The 17,716-nt window shown below is 68.2% G+C and carries 17 protein-coding genes; 2 read left to right on the top strand and 15 right to left on the bottom strand.

From position 1 onward, the window contains the following. Window positions 1-74: 74 nt before the first annotated feature. From hfq to P7V53_RS11585, 13 genes are all read right to left on the bottom strand, one after another. The gene (hfq, locus tag P7V53_RS11645; RefSeq protein ID WP_280155636.1) at window positions 75-317 is read right to left on the bottom strand and encodes an RNA chaperone Hfq; all 243 of its coding nucleotides are present in this window, start codon (window positions 315-317) and stop codon (window positions 75-77) included. 83 nt (window positions 318-400) lie between these two features. Then, entirely contained in the window at window positions 401-1,735 is a 1,335-nt protein-coding gene (gene der / locus P7V53_RS11640) for a ribosome biogenesis GTPase Der (RefSeq protein ID WP_280155635.1), read from the bottom strand. 18 nt (window positions 1,736-1,753) lie between these two features. Further along, window positions 1,754-2,872 carry an outer membrane protein assembly factor BamB gene (bamB, locus tag P7V53_RS11635; protein ID WP_348273469.1) on the bottom strand — a complete coding sequence of 373 codons (1,119 nt, stop codon included), beginning with the start codon at window positions 2,870-2,872 and terminating at the stop codon, window positions 1,754-1,756. Beyond that, complete coding sequence (locus P7V53_RS11630; RefSeq protein ID WP_280155634.1) at window positions 2,869-3,546, bottom strand: tetratricopeptide repeat protein; 678 nt, start codon at window positions 3,544-3,546, stop codon at window positions 2,869-2,871. The genes bamB and P7V53_RS11630 overlap by 4 nt, the downstream gene beginning before the upstream one ends. A 29-nt stretch (window positions 3,547-3,575) precedes the next feature. Next, window positions 3,576-4,886 (bottom strand): histidine--tRNA ligase, encoded by a 1,311-nt coding sequence (gene hisS / locus P7V53_RS11625; protein WP_280155633.1) that lies wholly within the window; start codon window positions 4,884-4,886, stop codon window positions 3,576-3,578. Between the two features lie 75 nt (window positions 4,887-4,961). Then, window positions 4,962-6,245, bottom strand: a complete 1,284-nt coding sequence (ispG, locus tag P7V53_RS11620; RefSeq protein ID WP_280155632.1) for a flavodoxin-dependent (E)-4-hydroxy-3-methylbut-2-enyl-diphosphate synthase — start codon at window positions 6,243-6,245, stop codon at window positions 4,962-4,964. A gap of 12 nt (window positions 6,246-6,257) precedes the next feature. After that, window positions 6,258-7,163, bottom strand: a complete 906-nt coding sequence (locus tag P7V53_RS11615) for a helix-turn-helix domain-containing protein (RefSeq protein ID WP_280155631.1) — start codon at window positions 7,161-7,163, stop codon at window positions 6,258-6,260. Continuing rightward, the gene (pilW, locus tag P7V53_RS11610; protein WP_280155630.1) at window positions 7,156-7,998 is read right to left on the bottom strand and encodes a type IV pilus biogenesis/stability protein PilW; all 843 of its coding nucleotides are present in this window, start codon (window positions 7,996-7,998) and stop codon (window positions 7,156-7,158) included. Before pilW ends, P7V53_RS11615 begins: the two co-directional genes overlap by 8 nt. Then, window positions 7,995-9,170 (bottom strand): 23S rRNA (adenine(2503)-C(2))-methyltransferase RlmN, encoded by a 1,176-nt coding sequence (gene rlmN, locus P7V53_RS11605; protein WP_280155629.1) that lies wholly within the window; start codon window positions 9,168-9,170, stop codon window positions 7,995-7,997. The genes pilW and rlmN overlap by 4 nt, the downstream gene beginning before the upstream one ends. Window positions 9,171-9,204: 34 nt before the next feature. Next, window positions 9,205-9,630 (bottom strand): nucleoside-diphosphate kinase, encoded by a 426-nt coding sequence (ndk, locus tag P7V53_RS11600; RefSeq protein ID WP_280155628.1) that lies wholly within the window; start codon window positions 9,628-9,630, stop codon window positions 9,205-9,207. Between the two features lie 107 nt (window positions 9,631-9,737). Then, window positions 9,738-11,687: a pseudouridine synthase gene (locus P7V53_RS11595; RefSeq protein WP_280155627.1), complete on the bottom strand. Its 1,950-nt coding sequence runs from the start codon at window positions 11,685-11,687 to the stop codon at window positions 9,738-9,740. Continuing rightward, the gene (gene scpB / locus P7V53_RS11590) at window positions 11,684-12,532 is read right to left on the bottom strand and encodes an SMC-Scp complex subunit ScpB (protein ID WP_280155626.1); all 849 of its coding nucleotides are present in this window, start codon (window positions 12,530-12,532) and stop codon (window positions 11,684-11,686) included. Before scpB ends, P7V53_RS11595 begins: the two co-directional genes overlap by 4 nt. 262 nt (window positions 12,533-12,794) lie before the next feature. Continuing rightward, window positions 12,795-13,709 (bottom strand): RluA family pseudouridine synthase, encoded by a 915-nt coding sequence (locus P7V53_RS11585; RefSeq protein WP_280156493.1) that lies wholly within the window; start codon window positions 13,707-13,709, stop codon window positions 12,795-12,797. Window positions 13,710-13,852: 143 nt separating this feature from the next. Here P7V53_RS11585 and P7V53_RS11580 point away from each other — a divergent pair, with 143 nt between their 5' ends. Further along, window positions 13,853-14,671, top strand: a complete 819-nt coding sequence (locus tag P7V53_RS11580; protein ID WP_280155625.1) for an outer membrane protein assembly factor BamD — start codon at window positions 13,853-13,855, stop codon at window positions 14,669-14,671. An 18-nt stretch (window positions 14,672-14,689) separates the two neighbouring features. On the opposite strand, the gene P7V53_RS11575 is transcribed toward P7V53_RS11580, so the two are convergent. Continuing rightward, window positions 14,690-16,693, bottom strand: coding sequence for an ATP-dependent DNA helicase (locus P7V53_RS11575; RefSeq protein WP_280155624.1), 2,004 nt, complete (start codon window positions 16,691-16,693; stop codon window positions 14,690-14,692). Then, window positions 16,690-16,893, bottom strand: a complete 204-nt coding sequence (locus P7V53_RS11570; protein WP_280155623.1) for a YdcH family protein — start codon at window positions 16,891-16,893, stop codon at window positions 16,690-16,692. The genes P7V53_RS11575 and P7V53_RS11570 overlap by 4 nt, the downstream gene beginning before the upstream one ends. Window positions 16,894-16,948: 55 nt before the next feature. Here P7V53_RS11570 and P7V53_RS11565 point away from each other — a divergent pair, with 55 nt between their 5' ends. Beyond that, a complete protein-coding gene (locus P7V53_RS11565; RefSeq protein WP_280155622.1) occupies window positions 16,949-17,716 on the top strand; it encodes a protein phosphatase 2C domain-containing protein in 768 nt (255 codons plus the stop codon).

The raw sequence follows: 17,716 nt of genomic DNA, 5'->3' as shown, positions 1-17,716 counted from the left end.
CGCCCGGCGTGGAGGGCACCGAACTCAAGGCCGCCGCTGCCTCGGACCCGCAGGCATCTCGGAATTCACGCGGATCAGCTCTGCTCTGGGGACTCGGCGGCGTGGAAATTCACCGCGCGACCAGGAACCACCGTCGAAATGGCGTGCTTGTAGACCATCTGGGTGACCGTATTTCGCAAGAGCACCACATACTGATCAAAAGACTCGATGTGGCCCTGCAGCTTGATGCCGTTCACGAGATAGATCGAGACCGGCACATGCTCTTTGCGCAGCAGGTTGAGGAAGGGGTCTTGTAGAAGTTGCCCTTTGTTGCTCACGATATAGCTCCGTGTTGAAAATTATGAGATTGGCACGTTAACACAGGGTTCCCCCCGATCGAAAACCCTCGGCCCAAAAGCCTTCACGAATTCTTGTCGTCGAACGGGTTCTTGCCGGACCGCATTTCGATCCGCAAAGGGGTGCCTACGAGCTTGAAATGCTCACGGAAGCGCCCCTCCAGGAAGCGTTTGTAAGCGTCGGTCACGTGCTCGAGCGAGTTTCCGTGCACCACGATGACCGGCGGATTCATGCCCCCTTGATGGGCGTAGCGCAGCTTGGGCCGGAACATGCCGGCGCGCTTGGGAGCCTGGTGCTCGACAGCCTCATGCAGCAGCCGCGTCAGCACCGGGGTGGACATCTTGCGCACCGCGGAAGCGTGGGCGTCGGCGATCGCTTTCCATACCGGGCCCAGGCCCTGCCGCTTGATCGCCGAGATGTGGAGCAACGGCGCGAACTTCAGGAATGCCAGCCGCTGCTCGATGGAGCGCTGGAGCATCTGCTTCTGGTAGTCGTCGACCGCATCCCACTTGTTGACTGCCAGCACGACCGCTCGCCCGCTGTCCAGGATGTAGCCCGCAATGTGGGCGTCCTGGTCGGTCACTCCCTGCGTCGCGTCGAGCAGCAGCAGCACGACGTTGGCATCGGCGATGGCCTGCAGCGTCTTGACGACCGAGAACTTCTCGATCGCCTCGAACACGCGCCCCTTGCGACGCAGGCCGGCGGTGTCGATCAGCTGGAAGTTCTGTCCGTTGCGCTCGAACGGCACGCTGATCGCGTCGCGTGTCGTGCCCGGCTGATCGAAGGCGACGAGGCGCTCCTCGCCCAGCCAGGTGTTGATCAACGTGCTCTTGCCGACATTGGGGCGGCCCGCAACGGCCAAGCGGATCGGGGCGCCCTCTTCGGGCTCCGCGTCTTCCTCGTCGGACGCAAAGTCCGCAAGCGCTGCTTCGGTCAGGCTGCGAATTCCCTGCCCGTGCGCCGACGAGATCGGATGCGGCTCGCCGATGCCGAGCTCATAGAACTCCGCCACGTGCGGCGAGTCGACCATGCCCTCGGCCTTGTTGGCTGCGAGCAGCACCTTCTTGTTGACCGAGCGCAGGTACTTCGCGATGTCGTGGTCCTGCGCGGACAGTCCGGCGCGCACGTCGACCACGAAGATCACCGCGTCGGCCTCGGCCACTGCCTGGCGTGTCTGCTTGGCCATCTCCCTGACGATGCCCGCGGTGCTCTCCGGCTCGAAGCCACCGGTGTCGATCACGATGAACTCGCGGTCGCCGATCCGGCCGTCGCCGTAGTGGCGGTCGCGGGTGAGCCCGGCGAAGTCGGCGACGATGGCGTCACGGCTCTTGGTCAGGCGATTGAACAACGTCGACTTGCCGACGTTGGGCCGCCCGACGATGGCGATGACGGGTTTCATCGTGAAAGAGACCGCAGGCTATTCCGGACGGACCGCGTACAGCCCGCCGTTTCGCGTCACCACGAGCATCGTCGAACCCGACACGACGGGCGCCGTCGCGATCGGGCTGCCGTCGGTGCTGAGCCGCAGCAGCGTCTCTCCCTTGTCCTTTGACAGGAAGTGAATGATCCCCTCGGCGTCGCCGAAGACCACCGCACGCGGTGTGGACAGCGGCGCGCTGAGGCCCCGATAGAGAAACTTCTCCGTCTGCCACGCGACGTCGCCGGACGGGGTTTTCCAGGCGGTGAGGCGATCCGAAGCGTCTGCGCCGAAGACGAGCTGTTCGTCGGCCGCGACGCCGTCCGTGCCACCCACCGGCTTGGTCCATGACAAGGTGCCGCGTTCGGCGTTGACGCAGCCCACCGCGGCTTGGAATGAGCGCACGCAGACCACGTCGCCGACGCGCGCAGGCGGAGCGACCAGATCCGCAAGACGCTCGACCTCGTTCGTTCCTCGCGGCGAGCCGACGGTCACTTCCCAGCGCAGCTCGCCATTCAGCGGATCGAAGCCGGCAAGGCGCGATCCCTGGCCGGCAAGCAAGGTGTCCTTGAAGGCCGCGAGGACGCCGCCCTGAGCCAGCGTCAGCGGATCGCCGGGACGCTGCACCGACCACAGCTTGCTGCCGTCGAGCGCGTCGAAGGCATGCACGGTGCGGTCGCCGCCAAGCACGAACACGCGTTCGCCGGCCACCAGCGGCGCGGTGTTCACGCGCATGCTCAACGGCTTGCGCCACAGCACGCGGCCGGCTTCCAGCGTGACCAGGTCGCCTTCGCGCGTGACCACGGCGGCAAAGCGACCGTCGCTCCCGACGCCGGCGCTCAGCTTGCTGGCGGCGCTGCCCCGCCACAACTCGCGCCCTGTATCGGCCTCCAGTGCGAGCACCGTGCCGTCGCTCGCGGCGACGGTGAAGACCCCGGGGCTGACCGCCACGGAGAGCGGGAACTGCATCGCCTCGATGCGCTGATTCCAGACGACGCGCCCGCCGATCTGCGGCGTGAGCGGCTCGAGCGGCGTGGGTTTGGGCTTCTCGCTGCTCGCACAACCCGCCAGCCACGCGACGCTCAGTGCCGCGACGATGAGCAGCACACGACGCATCATTTCGAGGCCTCCGCGGGCTTGGCCTTGTCGGCTTCCGGCGGGGCACCCAATGCGGTCAGCTTGGCTTCCACCAGGCGGCGATAGTCAACCTTCGCATCCATCGCCTGCCATGCCTTCTGGTAGGTGGACCTGGCTTCGTCCTTCTTGCCTTGAGCCATGAGGATGTCACCGCGGCGGTCGGCGACCAGCGCCTCGAATTCCCTGGCGGTCGCCCCGTCGAGCTGCTTGAGCGCTTCGTCGTACTTCTTCTGGTCCAGCAGCACGCCGGCCAGACGCAGCCGTGCAATCGTCTTGTACTCGTCCTCCGCGGCGTTGTCGGCGACCCATGAGAGCGTCGCCCTTGCGTTGTCGGCCTGGCCTTTGTCGAACTGAGCCTTGGCCAGCAGCAGCGCCGCCTGCTGCGTGAAGGCCGTGCGGGGGAAGCGCTCCTTCAAGGTGGCGAACAGCGTGGCGGCACGGTCGGCTTCGCCGGCCTGCGCGGCCTTGTCGACCTCGTCGAACAGCGCGCCGGCCTTCACCGCCTGCTCGCGCTGCCACCAGTTCCAACCGTTCCAGGCCGCAAAGGCGCCCAGCACGGCGATCAACACCCACGTGATCAGGTTGCCGTACTGCTTCCAGAAGTGCTTGAGCTGGTCGAGCTGTTCTTGTTCTTCGAGGTCGAGGTGGGTGGCCATGGAAGGGAATGCTTTCGTGGAAGGCGCGATTATGCGTTCAGGAGTTCTGCGGCCCAGGCTGCTGCGCCCGTGAGCGGCAGGCTGCGCTGCGGCGCTTCGGCATTGCGCAGGTCCTTCAGTGCCACTTCCCCGCGCGCCACCTCGTCTTCGCCGAAGATCAGCGCATAGCGGGCCCCGCTCGCATCGGCACGCTTGAATTGCGACTTCATGCTGCCGCCGCCTGCGTGCATCAGCACCGACAGGCCTGCCGCGCGCAGCGCCTCGAGCGTCACGGCAGCCTTCGGCACCAGAGCGGGCGAGGGGATCACCGCATAGGCGAGCGGCGCGCCACTGGGCACCGGCAGACCGAGCTCCTGGATCAGCAGCAGCAGACGTTCGATGCCGAGTCCGAAACCGACCGCCGGTGCGGGTTTGCCGCCCAGCTGCTCGATCAGACCGTCATAGCGGCCGCCGCCGCACACCGTGCCCTGCGAGCCGAGGTGGTCGGTCACCCACTCGAAGACGGTGAGGTTGTAGTAGTCCATGCCGCGCACCAGCCGAGGGTTGATGCGGTACTCGAGCCCGGCCGCATCAAGCACCGCGCGCACGGCGTTGAAGTGCGCCAGCGACGCCTCGCCCAGGAGATCGATCAGCTTGGGCGCGCTCTCGACGACCGCCTGCATGGCGGGATTCTTGGTGTCGAGGATGCGCAGCGGATTGCTGTGCAGGCGTCGCCGCGAATCCTCGTCAAGCGCATCGGCATGCTGCTCGAAGTGCTTCACCAGCGCTTCCCGATGCGCGCGCCGCTCGTCGGGCTGCCCCAGGCTGTTGAGCTCCAGGCGCACGTGGCGGCCTTCCACCAGCCCCAACTCGCGCCACAGCGTGCGCACCATCAGGATCATCTCCGCATCGACGTCGGGGCCTGCGTAGCCCAGCGCCTCGACATCGAGCTGGTGAAATTGGCGATAGCGGCCCTTCTGCGGCTTCTCGTGGCGAAACATGGGGCCCATCAGCCAGATCCGCAGCGGGCCGTTGTACAGCGCGTTGTGTTCGACCATGGCGCGCACGATGCCGGCGGTGGCCTCGGGACGCAGCGTCAACCTGTCGCCGTTCATCGAGTCCTCGAAGGAATACATCTCCTTCTCGACGATGTCGGTGACCTCGCCCAGCCCGCGCACGAACAGCGCTGTCGGCTCGACCACCGGCGTGATGAGGTTCTGGTAGCCGTAGCGGGCAAGCACGGAGCGCACCGTGGTCTCGAACCACTGCCACAAGGCCGAATCGGGCAAGCGGTCGGACCGCGGCACGCTCGGCGGCAGGATGTCGTTCATGCCTTTGACGGCACGCAGGATGTCAGCCATGTCAGCGACCCATGAAGCGGCCCCGCGGCCGCGTTGAAACGAGGGAGAGAGCGAAGCGGGCGAGCGACGACCCGGTCAATGCGCCGTCGTCGCCGCGCCGAAGCGCTTCTCGATGTAGTCCTCGACCAGCGTCTGGAATTCCTGCGCGATGCGCTCGCCGCGCAGCGTCAGCGCCTTCTCGCCGTCGATGAACACCGGCGCCGCGGGGGCCTCGCCGGTGCCCGGCAGACTGATGCCGATGTCGGCGTGCTTGCTTTCGCCGGGACCGTTGACGATGCAGCCCATCACTGCCACCTTCATCTTTTCGACGCCTGGGTAGCGGGCTCGCCATACCGGCATCTGCATGCGCAGGTAGTCGTCGATCTGCTTGGCGAGCTCCTGGAAGGTGGTGCTGGTGGTGCGGCCGCAGCCGGGGCAGGCCGTGACGCTGGGATTGAACGACCGAAGACCCAGCGCCTGCAGGATCTCGAGCGCGACGACCACCTCCTGCGTGCGTGCCTCACCCGGCTGCGGCGTCAGCGACACGCGAATCGTGTCTCCGATGCCCTGCTGCAGAAGCAGCGAGAGCGCAGCGGTGGACGCGACGGTTCCCTTGGTGCCCATGCCGGCTTCGGTGAGTCCGAGGTGGAGCGGGTAATCGCAGCGAGCGGCCAGGGCCTGGTAGACGCTGACGAGGTCCTGGACGCCCGACATCTTGCACGACAGGATGATCTGCTCGCGCGCGAGTCCGATCTCCTCGGCACGGCGGGCCGACTCCAGCGCAGACTTGATGATCGCGCGGTACATGATCTGCTGAGGCTCGAACGGCTCGTCGCGCTTGGCGTTCTCGTCCATCATCTGCGTCAGCAGCTCCTGGTCCAGGCTGCCCCAGTTGACACCGATGCGCACCGGCTTGCCGTGCCGAGCGGCCACCTCGACCATCTGGGCGAACTGCTTGTCGTGCTTGTCGCCCCTGCCGACGTTGCCCGGGTTGATGCGGTATTTCGAGAGCGCCTCGGCACAGGCTGGAAACTCGCTCAGCAGGCGATGGCCGTTGTAGTGAAAGTCGCCGATCAATGGCACGTCGATGCCCATGCGATCGAGCTGCTCGCGGATGTGCGGCACCGCTTGCGCCGCCTCCGGCGTGTTGACGGTGATGCGCACCATCTCGGAGCCGGCGACCGCCAGCTCCTTCACCTGGACCGCGGTCTCGATGACATCGACGGTGTCGGTGTTGGTCATCGATTGCACGCGCACCGGTGCGTCGCCGCCGACCGTGACGACGCGCGAGCCCCAGCTCACCGAAGCCTGGCGGCTGCGGCGCGCTGCCGGCGCGGCAGGCTCAATGAAATCGGCGAGGGGATTGCGGGCATCGCTCATCGTGCCAACCTGCTACTTCAATTCGAGACGCGCCACGTTGTCGCGCGTGCTGGGGGTCAAGTCGAGGGGGCGGCCGCGGAACACCAGCTCAGTGGCGCGCGCATTGCCGATCTTCACGCGAAGGGGCGTCGTGCCGTCGAGGGCGATCGCCTCGCCAGGTTCGACCACACGCGACAGCAGCACCTGCTGACGGGCATCCTGGACCTCGATCCACGACTGCCCGACCGTGCGCAGCTGCAGCGCCGCGGTGGTGGGCGAGGCCGATGCAGCGGCCACGGGCGCGGGCGCAGCGACGGTGGCCGTCGGGGCGGGCTGGGGCGCTGGCGCCGCGGGAACCGGCAGGGCCGCCTGCTCGACGACAGGCGCTGCCGACGCTGCAGGACTGGCTGATGCCGGCTCCGTGACGCCGGCAGCGGGCAGGCTCACCGACACGGTGGCCGACGCCGCCGGCTCGGGCGCCGAGGCTGCACCGGACGACGGATGTACCCGGGTCAGCCAGGCCTGCGGCATGAGGTAGACGGCGGCGGTCAGCACGGCGATGACCAGAACGGCCCACAGCGTGGGCGAACCCAGCACGGACATCCAGTTGGCCGGTTCGCCGCGTCCTTCGCGGAACGGCTCGTTGATGCCCTCGCTGACATGCTCCAGCCGATGCCCGGCAGGCGCGGGCAGCAGCGCGAGAACGGGGGTGGCGTCGATCTTCAGCGCGCGGCACACGGTCTGGGCGAGCGCGCGGGTGAACGTGGCGTCCGGCAATTCATCGAGCCGGTCAGCCTCGAGCGCCTCCAGCTTGCGCTGGGCGACCTTGATGGTGGCCGCCAGCGCCGCGATGTGCAGCCCCTGGGCTTGCCGCGCCTCGCGCAGGATGCCGCCGGCCGTTCGCGCCGTCGCGATCGCAGCAGTGGCCGGCTCACTCATCGAATTGTCCTCGCGCGAAGGCACCCGCTTCCGGGGACTGCGGGAAACGGTTGCGCAGCTGAGTGCCGAAGTCCTGCACGCCTTGCCGGTTTCCAAGCCGGTTCTCGATGCGAGCGGCCAGCCAGAGGGTCTGCGCGTTCACGATGTCGGGGTTGCTGTTGACACGACGGATGTGGAAGCGGGCGCGCTCGTACTCGCCGCGCCGGTACAGCACTTCGGTGAGATTGACGGCGATCGACGGATTGCCCGGATCGAGCTCGTACGAGCGCGTCAGCGTCCCTTCGGCCTGGGTGAGCTGGCCGGCACGCGCCTGGCAGATCCCTTGCGTGAGCAGCGTGCGCGGCGCATCGCGATAGTTGGGCACAGCCAGCGCCTGGCGAAACATCGTGTCGGCTTCGTCGAAGCGCTTGCGCTGGCACAGATACCAGCCGAAGTTCTGCATCGAGTCGGCGTCGCGCGCGTCGATCTGCAGCGCACGGCGGAAGCTTTCCTCGGCCAGCTGGTGGTCGCCCAGGCTGCCGTAGATCAGGCCCCGCAGGTTCAGTGCCGCCACGTTCGTCGGGTCGGCCGCCAATGCCAGCTTGACTTCGTCGAGCGCCGTGGTGAGCTGGCCGCGGCCGAAGTAGGCCGAGGCCAGCTCGAGGCGCACGCGCGACCGCTTGGACGACTCCGGCTCGTCGGATGCGGTGATGCGATCGCGGGTCTCGCCCGCCGCGGGCGTCACCGTCGCCGCCTGCCGTCCCGGCACTGCGGCACAGGCGACCAGAAGGATGCAGGCGGTCGTCAAGGCCGCCCAGGCCGCCGTGCGCCCGGCGGCGCGAAATCCCCAACTCATGCCTTCGTCTCCTGCCTCTTTGTCGTCGTCGACGGCGCCCGGCCCTCGGATGAGGCCGATGGGCGATGGATACGGATGGTGGCGCGGGTCGCGATCCGTTCCTTGACTCGCGTGCGATCCTGCACTTCGCCGGCCAGCTGGCCGCAGGCGGCGTCGATGTCGTCGCCACGGGTCTTGCGCACGGTGGTGACGACGCCGGCCTCCTGCAGAACGCGCGCGAACGTCGTCACCCGGTCGCGCGGCGAGCGTTTGAGGCCCGACTCCGGAAACGGGTTGAACGGAATCAGGTTGAACTTGCACGAGACGTTGCCGCGCACCAGGCGCACCAGCTCGCGCGCATGCTCGGGCGTGTCGTTGACACCATCGAGCATGCAGTACTCGAAGGTGATGAAGTCGCGGGGCGCTGCGTCGAGGTAGCGGTTGCAGGCATCCAGCAGCTCGGCGATGGGGTATTTGCGGTTGAGGGGCACCAGGTCGTCCCGCAGGGCGTCGTTGGGCGCATGCAGCGAGACGGCCAGCGCAACCGGGCAATCCTCGCGAAGGCGATCGATCATGGGCACCACGCCGGACGTGGACACGGTGACGCGACGCCGCGACAGGCCGTAGCCGTGGTCGTCGAGCATGACACGCAGTGCCGGCACGAGCGCCGCGTAGTTCTGCAGCGGCTCGCCCATGCCCATCATGACCACGTTCGTGATCGCGCGCTCCCCTTCTGCGAGCTTCAAGCGCCGGCGCAAGTGGTGCTCGGCGAACCAGAGCTGGGCGACGATCTCGCCGGTGGTCAGATTGCGGCTGAACCCCTGGTGCCCGGTGGAGCAGAAGCGGCAGCCGACGGCGCACCCGGCCTGCGACGACACGCACAGCGTGCCGCGGTCATCCTCGGGAATGAACACCGTCTCGACCGCGTTGCCGCCGCCGACATCGAACAGCCACTTGATCGTGCCGTCGGCCGAGGCCTGTTCGCTGGCCACTGCAAGCGGCGTGATTCGTGCGGCGCCAGCGAGCTTGTCGCGCATCGACTTCGCCAGATCGGACATCTGGGCGAAGTCGGACGCACCCTTGTGATGGATCCAGCGGAACAGCTGGGTCGCGCGAAAGCGTTTCTCTCCGAGCTGCTCGCAGAATGCCGCCAGCCCATCCAGATCGAATTCCAGCAGGTTGACGGCGTTCATCGTGGTGCCCCTTGCAGCAGAGGCCTAGCGCGAATTACCGGCTGTAGACATTCATGCCGGGAAAGAAGAAGGCCACTTCCACGGCAGCCGTTTCCGGGGCGTCGGAGCCGTGCACCGCGTTCGCGTCGATGCTGTCGGCGAAGTCGGCGCGAATCGTGCCCTTTTCGGCCTTCTTCGGGTCGGTGGCGCCCATCAGCTCGCGGTTCTTGGCGATCGCGTTGTCTCCTTCGAGCACCTGGATCATGACGGGGCCGGAGATCATGAACTTGACCAGGTCGTTGAAGAACGGACGCGCCTTGTGCACCGCGTAGAAAGCCTCGGCTTCGCCGCGCGACAGGTGGACCATCCGGGCCGCGATGATCTTCAGGCCAGCGCCCTCGAAGCGGCTGTAGATCTGGCCGATGACGTTCTTCGCCACGGCATCGGGCTTGATGATCGAAAGCGTTCGTTCGAGCGCCATGTTTTTTTCTCCTGAAATCAAAGTCTTGGCAAAGCCTTGCATTGTAACGCTTGAGCCTTGCCGGGTCGGTGACGAAACGGCATCGACTGCCCCGGCGTGCGGCCAAGTCAGCGGCCGCGCCGCCCACCCCCGCCGCCGAAGCCGCCGAAGCCGCCACCGCCCCCACCCCGATTGCCGCCCCCGCGATTGCCGCCGCGGCCGCCCTTGCGATGGAAGGCGTCGGCACCGATGTAGCCGACCGAGGTCTGCAACGGGTCCGGCTCCTTCGGACCGCCGCCCTTCTTCGGGCCGGGCGCGCTGCCGCCGGAGCCGAACCCGCCTCCGCCGCTGCGAAAGCCGCGTCCGCCCACCGAGGTCCGCGGGTTCTGCACGAAGCGCTTGTCGAAGGTCTGCTCCAGCGGATTCGGGATGCGGGAGTGATCGATATCCTCTTCGCCCTCGAAATCGTCGTCGCGCTCGCGCGGCACGTCGGCGCGCTGGGATGGTTCGGGCGGCCGGTTGGCGCGGGGCGGACCATTGCGCTGTGGCTCGCCCCGGTCGTTGCGGTTGCGCTTCTTGTTTCGCCCGCCGCGGCCGCCGCGCTCTTCGCGGGGCTGGCCCTCGCCGCCGCCGGCCAGGCGACGAATCGCCCGCACGTCCTCGTCACCCAGATCGACCCAGACGCCACGCTTCAGGCCGCGCGGCAGCACGACCGTGCCGTAGCGGATGCGGATGAGCCGGCTCACCGTCAATCCCACGGCGTCGAAAAGCTTGCGCACCTCGCGATTGCGGCCTTCGGCGATGACGACGCGGTACCAGTGGTTGGCGCCCTCGCCGCCCCCGTCCTCGATGGACTTGAAGCTCGCGGTCTGGCCGTCGATGTTCACGCCTTCGAGCAGCTCTTCGCGGTCCTCCTCGTCGAGCGTGCCCAGCACGCGCACCGCGTACTCGCGCTCGACGCCGAAGCGCGGATGCATCAGCTGGTTGGCCAGTTCGCCGGAGTTGGTGAACAACAGCAGGCCTTCGGTGTTGAGGTCGAGACGGCCCACCGATTGCCACTTGCCCTGCGCCAGGCGCGGCAGGCGGCGGAACACCGTCGGGCGATGCTGCGGATCGTCGTGCGTCACGACCTCGCCCACCGGCTTGTGGTAGGCGATGATGCGCGGCGCCGGCGGCACGATGCGCACCTTCACCGGACGGCCTTCGATCTTGATGTGATCACCGAAGGAGATGCGCTGGCCGATGTGCGCCGGCTGCCCGTTGACCGAGATCTTGCCCTCGAGAATCAGCTGCTCCATGTCTCGCCGCGAGCCGATACCGGCCTGCGCCAGCACCTTGTGGAGCTTGGGCGCGTCGGGTTCCGGTCGCAGCACGCGCTTGGGCGCGGCCGGCGCCTCGGAGGCCGCCGCGGCCGCGGCTTCCTCCTCGGCATCGAATTCGCCCGACAGGACGTGCGCGAAGACCTCGCCCGGGTCGGTGGGTGGCAGCGATTCGATCACCTGCGCTTCGACCTCGTCGTCGTCCGCGGACTCGGCCGGGGCGCCGCCCTCGGGTTCGGGCACCGCGCCCTCGCCGCGCTCGCGGCGCCGGTCGCGTCGGTTGCGCCGCCGAGAGCGCTCGGAGCGGGCGCCTTCGCCTCCTTCTTCGGCGGCGGCTTCGGCGATTGGCTCGGCGGTGCCCGCGACTTCGGCCGCCGCCTCGGCGACCGGCGTTGCCGGCGACGGCTTGGCGTCGTGGTCGATCGTGATCGGCGGTCGCGGTTCGGCCGCGACCAGTGCCACCGGCGGAACGACCACGGCCTCGACAGGCAGCGTCGACGCGTCCTCGGGCGCTGCCTCCTTCGGTGCGGCACGGCGGCGCCGGGCCGGCTTGGGCGCAGGGTGGGCCTCGGGCGTTGCAGCTTCGCCGCTGACCTGACCGGCGCCTTCGGGAGGGGCGGACTCCGGTGTCGCCGCCTTCACCGTGCGCTTGCGGCGCGCCGGCTTGGCAGGTGCGGCTTCGCCGTCCTGCTCCGCCGCGGGGGGTGTGGTCGGCGCGTCGGAATCGGGACTGGTCGCGTCGTCTGCGTTGGCGTTCATGCTTGAGGTTCCATCGGAGCGGGTTCGGCCGCAGGCTCGGTCGGGTGAGGTGTGGGGGAAGCTTCGGAAGACGCTGCTGACTCGGGGGCGCTGGCCTCTTCGGCATTCGTTGCGCCGTCCGGATCGAGTGCGGGCGCATCGGCCCCGCTTGGCGGCGGAGACGCCGCCTCGGCCGGCGACGCTTCGGCCTCGACCGGCCCCGGCTCGGCCTCGACCGGCAAGGTTTCGGCTGCGGACGGCACCGGCACGCCTTCGTCCAGGGCCAGCGCCGACTGTCCATCGATCAGCGAAGGCTGCTCGGGCAGTGCCGCGCCGAGCATCGCGACGCCGCTGCCGGCGCCTTCCAGCAGGGGAAGCTGCTCCAGGCTCGCGAGCCCCAGGTCGTCGAGGAACTGCCGGGTGGTGGCCAGCAGCGCGGGACGCCCGGGCGCCTCGCGGTAGCCGATGGCCTCGACCCAGCCGCGGTCCTCGAGCTGCTTGATGATCTGGCTGGCGACAGTGACCCCACGGATGTCTTCGATGTCGCCGCGCGTGACCGGCTGCCGGTAGGCGATGATGGCCAGCGTCTCCATCACCGCCCGCGAGTACTTCGGCGGCTTCTCCGGATTGAGCCGATCGAGGTATTCCCGCATTTCGGGACGGCTCTGGAAGCGCCATCCGGTGGACAGCGGCACCAGCTCGACGCCACGACCTTCCCAGTCGCGCACCAGCTCGTCGAGCAGCGCGCGCAGCGTGTCGGGACCGATTTCCTCGGCGAACAGGGTCCGCATGTCACGCAGCGGCATCGGCTGCTGCGCACAGATGAGCGCGGTCTCAAGGACGCGCTTTGCATCCTGTGTGTTCATGAACTTCGTTCACATCCTCGCGCCGGCCGCGCCGGCATGCTGGGTCAGAGGGTCTCGCAATCAGCTTTCACGACGCCTCGCTTCGTGGCGGGCAAGTCGCGGGTCGGCTGGCTGGTGGTCCAACGGTTCGTCGCGCCTCTCGCGTGGAACCCTGTCGTCGCGCCCTCGGGGCGCGGCTCACTTCGCGTGCGGCAGTCGTTGGCTGCGCCGGCGACCCGCTCAACGCGAAGGATGGCGTCCATTGTAGCGAAGCCAACGTGCTTCACGCACCTGTCCTTCGCTTTGTCGAGTCGGCAGTGTCGATCTGTGACCACGCGGACGCAAAGTCCGGCGGCGGTAGCGCATGGAACTGCAGCGACTCACCGGTGGCCGGATGGCTGAACTCGAGGCGGACGGCGTGCAGCGCCTGGCGCATCAGGCCGAGCGCCGAGGCGCCCCCGTAGACGGCGTCGGCGACCAGCGGGTGGCCGCGCGCGGCCAGATGCACACGAATCTGGTGCGTGCGGCCGGTGTGCAAGGTGCAGCGCAGCCCGCTGAAGCGCTCCGCGCGAACGATGCATTCGACGTCCGTCATCGCCGGCTTGCCCGACGCCACGACGGCCATGCGCACCCGTGACTGCGGATCACGGGCGATGGGCGCATCGATGCGCAGCGGGGTCTGCAGGAGCACGCCATGCGCGATCGCCAGGTATTCCCGATGCACCTCGCGGGCGGCGATTGCGCGGACCAGCGCGGTCACGGCAGGCAGGCTCTTGCCCACGACCATCAGCCCGGAAGTGTCCTTGTCGAGACGGTGAACGATGCCGGCGCGCGGCAATGACGCCGCGCCGCGGTGGTGCGCGAGCAGCGCGTTCAGGATCGTGCCCGACCAGTTGCCTGCCGCGGGATGCACCACGAGCCCGGCGGCCTTGTCGAGCACGAGCAGGTGCTCGTCTTCGAAGACGACGTTCAGAGCAATCCCGGCCTCGGGGCGGAAGGCCTGGCTCTGCGGCGTGGGAATGAGCTCGACGGCGATGCGCTGACCTGCCTGAACGCGGCGCGATGCCGTCGCAAGCGCCCGGCCGTCGACCCGCACATGGCCTCCTTCGATCAGCGTCTGCAGGTGGCTGCGCGAGAACTCGGGCGCCAGCGCGACCACCGCCTTGTCGAGCCGCGCGCCGTGCAGCGCATCGCTCACGACCGCCTCCCGCCGCTCGGGCTCCTCGCTCCACGGCGCATCCGCATCGGCCTCGGCGTCGGGGGCTTCAGCCGCGGGGGCCACCCTATAATCCGGGCTCATTTTCGAGAGGAACGGCGCGGCTGTACCGGCGCCATCGGTTCATGGATCTCAAGCATTCGGTGGGTCGGGCCTCAGGCCTTTGGATGTCGGTGCTGATGGCCTCGTGGGTCGTCGCCGGCTGCGGGTCCGCGCCCAAGGACGTCGAGTCGGGCTGGGCGCCGGACAAATTGTATGCAGAGGCCCGCCAGGAAGCCGACAACGGCAGCTACGAGCGCGCGGCCAAGCTCTACGAGCGCCTCGAAGGCCGCGCTTCAGGCACGCTGCTGGCCCAGCAGGCGCAGGTCGAGCGCGCGTACGTGCTGTACCGCCAGAACGAGAAGGCGCAGGCCCTGTCGGTGCTCGAACGCTTCATCAAGCTTCACCCCACCAGCCCGGCCGTGGACTATGCGCTGTACCTCCAGGGCCTCGTCAACTTCAACGACAACCTGGGACTGCTGAGCAGCCTGTCGCGCCAGGACCTCTCCGAACGCGACCAGCAGGCGTCGCGCGACGCTTTCCAGTCGTTCAAGCAGCTCGTCGATCAATACCCTCAGTCGCGCTATGCCGAGGATGCGCGGGTGCGGATGAACTACATCCTCAACTCGCTGGCGCAGTACGAAGTGCACGTGGCGCGCTACTACTTCCGGCGCGGCGCGTACGTCGCGGCCGCCAACCGGGCGCAGCAGACGGTGCAGGAGTTCCAGCAGTCGCCTTCCGTGGAGGAGGCGCTGTTCATCATGGTTCGCAGCTACGACCGGCTGGGTCTCTCGCCCCTGCGCGACGACGCCGCTCGCATCCTGCGCCAGAACTTCCCCAACAGCCCCTACATCACGGCCGAAGGCGTGCAGGACAAGCCGCGCCCCTGGTGGCAGCTCTGGTGATTTCCGCGGGCGGAATGCTCAGAACGGCAGGCTCACGCCCGCCAGCTCGCTGAGCCACGCGAGCGCTTCGGCTTCGGTGGCCACCGGCGTCATGGGCGGCAACGCCTCGCGCAAGCGGCGCCCGTAGTTCATGCCCGCCATGCGCGGATCGCAGACCACGAGCAGGCCGCGATCCGTCTCACTGCGGATCAATCGACCGGCCCCCTGCTTCAACGACACCGCTGCTTCGGCGACGAAATATTCGCTGAACGCGTTGCGTCCCTGGGCCTCGAGCCGCTTCACGCGTGCTTCGACCAGCGGGTCGTTGGGCGGCGGAAACGGCAGCTTGTCGATCAGCACGCACTGCAACGCCTCGCCGGGGACGTCGATGCCCTCCCAGAAGCTCTGCGAGCCGACAAGCACGGAGCGCGGCTGTGCCAGGAACTGCTGCATGAGCTGGCGCTTGGGCGCCTGGCCTTGCAGCAGCACCTGGATGTCGTCGGATTGCGCATCCAGGTCGGCGCGCAGGCGCTCGCCGATGGCCTGCAGCGCGCGCAGCGTGGTGGTCAGCACGAAAGTGCGCCCGCCAAGGGTGCGCGCGCAACGCGCGGCGAGCTCCGCGACGGCCTGCGGATGCTCCGGCTCGTTGGGCTTGGGGAATCCGCGCGGCACGTACAGCCGGGCATGCATCGGATAGTCGAAGGGACTGCCCACCCGCAAAACGCCCGCTTCGCCCAGGCCGGCCGGTTCGGTGAACCATGACAGGCGCTCGTCGTCTCCCAGCGTCGCCGATGTGAAGATCCACGCCTTGGGCGAGCGCTCCATCTGCTCGCGCAGCGCCTCGCGGATGTCCAGCGGCGACTCGACCAGGCGGCACTGCTGCGGCGTGAGGTCGATCCAACGCACATGGCCATCTTCCGCCTGCTCGCCGAAGCGCCTGGCCAACTTGGCGAGCTGCGCCGCACGCTCGGCCAGCTTGACGAAGTCAGGCGAGATCTCGCTGACGGTGTCCAGCGCTTCGCGTGCCGCCATGCACGCCTTGCCGAGCCCTGCCAGCGCGTCCGCGAAGTCGCGGCGCAGCGCACGCTCTTCCCAGCGCAGCTTGAGCGTGCCACGGACGTCGCGCAGCGTGCCGGCACAGACGATGCGAAGCTCGCGGGCCGCGCGATCGCATGCGGCCGCGACATCCATCCACGGCGCGAGGCCGCGTGCCTGCTGCAAGCCGGCGGCCAGCACGTCGCGCGCGAAGTCGAGCACCTGAGCGCTGCCGAGCGTGGTGCCGAGGAACTGAACGCCCGCCTCAGCGAGCTGATGCGCCTCGTCGAACACCGCCACTTCAACGCTGGGCAGGAGCTCGGCGACGCCGCTGTCGCGCAGCGCCATGTCGGCGAAGAAGAGATGATGGTTGACCACCACCACGTCGGCCGCCATTGCTTCGCGCCGGGCCTTCATCACGTGGCACTGGCGGTACTCAGGGCATTCCGTGCCCAGGCAGTTGTCGCGCGACGAGGTCACCAGCGGGATGACGCTGCTGCGCTCGTCCAGCCCTTCCATCTCCGCGAGATCCCCGCTCGTGGTCGCACGCGACCATTGCTCCACCTTGGCCAGCGTGCGCACCGCCCAGCGGTCGGGGAGCTCCGCCGAATGCCGTGCCTGGTTCATGCGATGCAGGCACAGATAGCTGGCGCGCCCCTTCAGCAGCGCCATGCTCACCGGCACCTGCAGCGCGTCGCGAAGGCGCGGCAGGTCGCGCAGGAAGAGCTGGTCCTGCAGGCTCTTCGTTGCAGTGCTGATCAGCGCCCGCGTGCCCGACAGCAGGGTCGGCACCAGATAGGCGAAGGTCTTGCCGACACCGGTGCCTGCCTCGGCGACGAGGGCGCGCCGTTCATCGATCGCAGCAGCAACCTCGAGTGCCATGCGCAACTGCACCTCGCGCTCGGTGTAGCGCTCGTCGGCCTGCGACAGCGCCCCGCCGGCGGTGAAGGCATGCGCCACCGCTTCGCGCAGCGGTGTCTCGGTCGCGGGCCACTGCGACATGCTCATGCCGGCTCGGGAGGGTCGAGCTGGGCTTCCAGCCGCGCGATCTGATCGCGCAGCAGCAGCCGACGTTTCTTCATGCGGCGCAGCGCGAGCTCATCGGTCGAGCCGTCGGTACTGGCCTTGTCGATGAGGGAGTTCAGATCGGCGTGCTCGATGCGCAGCTCGATGAGCCGACGGGAGAGCGAATGCAGGTTGTCGTCCATTAATTCGCGAGTTCCCGGGCAGCGCAGGTATGCACTGGGATTATAGTTTTCGACCATGAGCACCACGACGCAGGGCTACCGCCTGTCCGCTGCCACCGGCATCCATCGCGGCGATCGGGCCTACCAGCAGGATCAGGTGCAAATCATTCCCCACGGCCGCGTCCCCGGTTGCGCAATGGGGGTGCTGGCCGACGGCATGGGCGGCAAGAGCGGCGGCCGCAAGGCCGCCGACCAGGTGATCCTGACGGCGCAGCAGCTCTTCGAGCGTTATGCCCCCGCGCGCGACGATGCACGCGAGGCGCTCAAGCAATTGGTGCTCGAAGCGCACTTGATGATCAAGCTGACGGCGATCACCTCCGAGGAAGAGCCGCACAGCACGGTGGCCGCGTTCATCGTGAGCCCGAACCGCGAGTGCGACGTGATCCATGCCGGTGATTCGCGCGTGTACCACTTCCGCGGCGCCACGATGATGAGCCGCACGATCGACCACTCGTTCGTTCAGCGCCTCGTCGACGAAGGCCAGCTCACCGAGGAAGAGGCCAACAACCATCCGCAGTCCAATCTGCTCACCGGCTGCCTCGGCACCCTGCAGGACCCGCCGCTGACGACCGGCCATGTCGATCGCCTGGAGATCGGCGACACCATCCTCGCCTGCAGCGACGGGCTGTGGCACTACTTCACCCCGAAGGAGCTCGGCGCGATCGTGCACACGCTGCAGCCGCGCGAGGCGAGCGAGATGCTGGTCAGCAAGGCGCGACAGCGAGCCCGCGGGGGCGGCGACAACCTGTCTCTCGCGCTGGTTCGCGTCGAGGCACTGAGCTGA

Origin of the sequence: Piscinibacter sp. XHJ-5, assembly GCF_029855045.1 — a bacterium.
Lineage (GTDB): Bacteria > Pseudomonadota > Gammaproteobacteria > Burkholderiales > Burkholderiaceae_C > Albitalea.
The sequence above is the reverse complement of the archived record's forward strand: the minus strand, read 5'-3'. Positions and strand labels throughout refer to the sequence as shown.

Bases quoted from the DNA above. Each gene is read 5' to 3' on its own strand.
- der (WP_280155635.1), bottom strand. From the start codon at position 1,735: ATGAAACCCGTCATCGCCATCGTCGGGCGGCCCAACGTCGGCAAGTCG.
- bamB (WP_348273469.1), bottom strand. From the start codon at position 2,872: ATGATGCGTCGTGTGCTGCTCATCGTCGCGGCACTGAGCGTCGCGTGG.
- P7V53_RS11630 (WP_280155634.1), bottom strand. From the start codon at position 3,546: ATGGCCACCCACCTCGACCTCGAAGAACAAGAACAGCTCGACCAGCTC.
- hisS (WP_280155633.1), bottom strand. From the start codon at position 4,886: ATGGCTGACATCCTGCGTGCCGTCAAAGGCATGAACGACATCCTGCCG.
- ispG (WP_280155632.1), bottom strand. From the start codon at position 6,245: ATGAGCGATGCCCGCAATCCCCTCGCCGATTTCATTGAGCCTGCCGCG.
- P7V53_RS11615 (WP_280155631.1), bottom strand. From the start codon at position 7,163: ATGAGTGAGCCGGCCACTGCTGCGATCGCGACGGCGCGAACGGCCGGC.
- pilW (WP_280155630.1), bottom strand. From the start codon at position 7,998: ATGAGTTGGGGATTTCGCGCCGCCGGGCGCACGGCGGCCTGGGCGGCC.
- rlmN (WP_280155629.1), bottom strand. From the start codon at position 9,170: ATGAACGCCGTCAACCTGCTGGAATTCGATCTGGATGGGCTGGCGGCA.
- ndk (WP_280155628.1), bottom strand. From the start codon at position 9,630: ATGGCGCTCGAACGAACGCTTTCGATCATCAAGCCCGATGCCGTGGCG.
- P7V53_RS11595 (WP_280155627.1), bottom strand. From the start codon at position 11,687: ATGAACGCCAACGCAGACGACGCGACCAGTCCCGATTCCGACGCGCCG.
- scpB (WP_280155626.1), bottom strand. From the start codon at position 12,532: ATGAACACACAGGATGCAAAGCGCGTCCTTGAGACCGCGCTCATCTGT.
- P7V53_RS11580 (WP_280155625.1), top strand. From the start codon at position 13,853: ATGGATCTCAAGCATTCGGTGGGTCGGGCCTCAGGCCTTTGGATGTCG.
- P7V53_RS11575 (WP_280155624.1), bottom strand. From the start codon at position 16,693: ATGAGCATGTCGCAGTGGCCCGCGACCGAGACACCGCTGCGCGAAGCG.
- P7V53_RS11570 (WP_280155623.1), bottom strand. From the start codon at position 16,893: ATGGACGACAACCTGCATTCGCTCTCCCGTCGGCTCATCGAGCTGCGC.
- P7V53_RS11565 (WP_280155622.1), top strand. From the start codon at position 16,949: ATGAGCACCACGACGCAGGGCTACCGCCTGTCCGCTGCCACCGGCATC.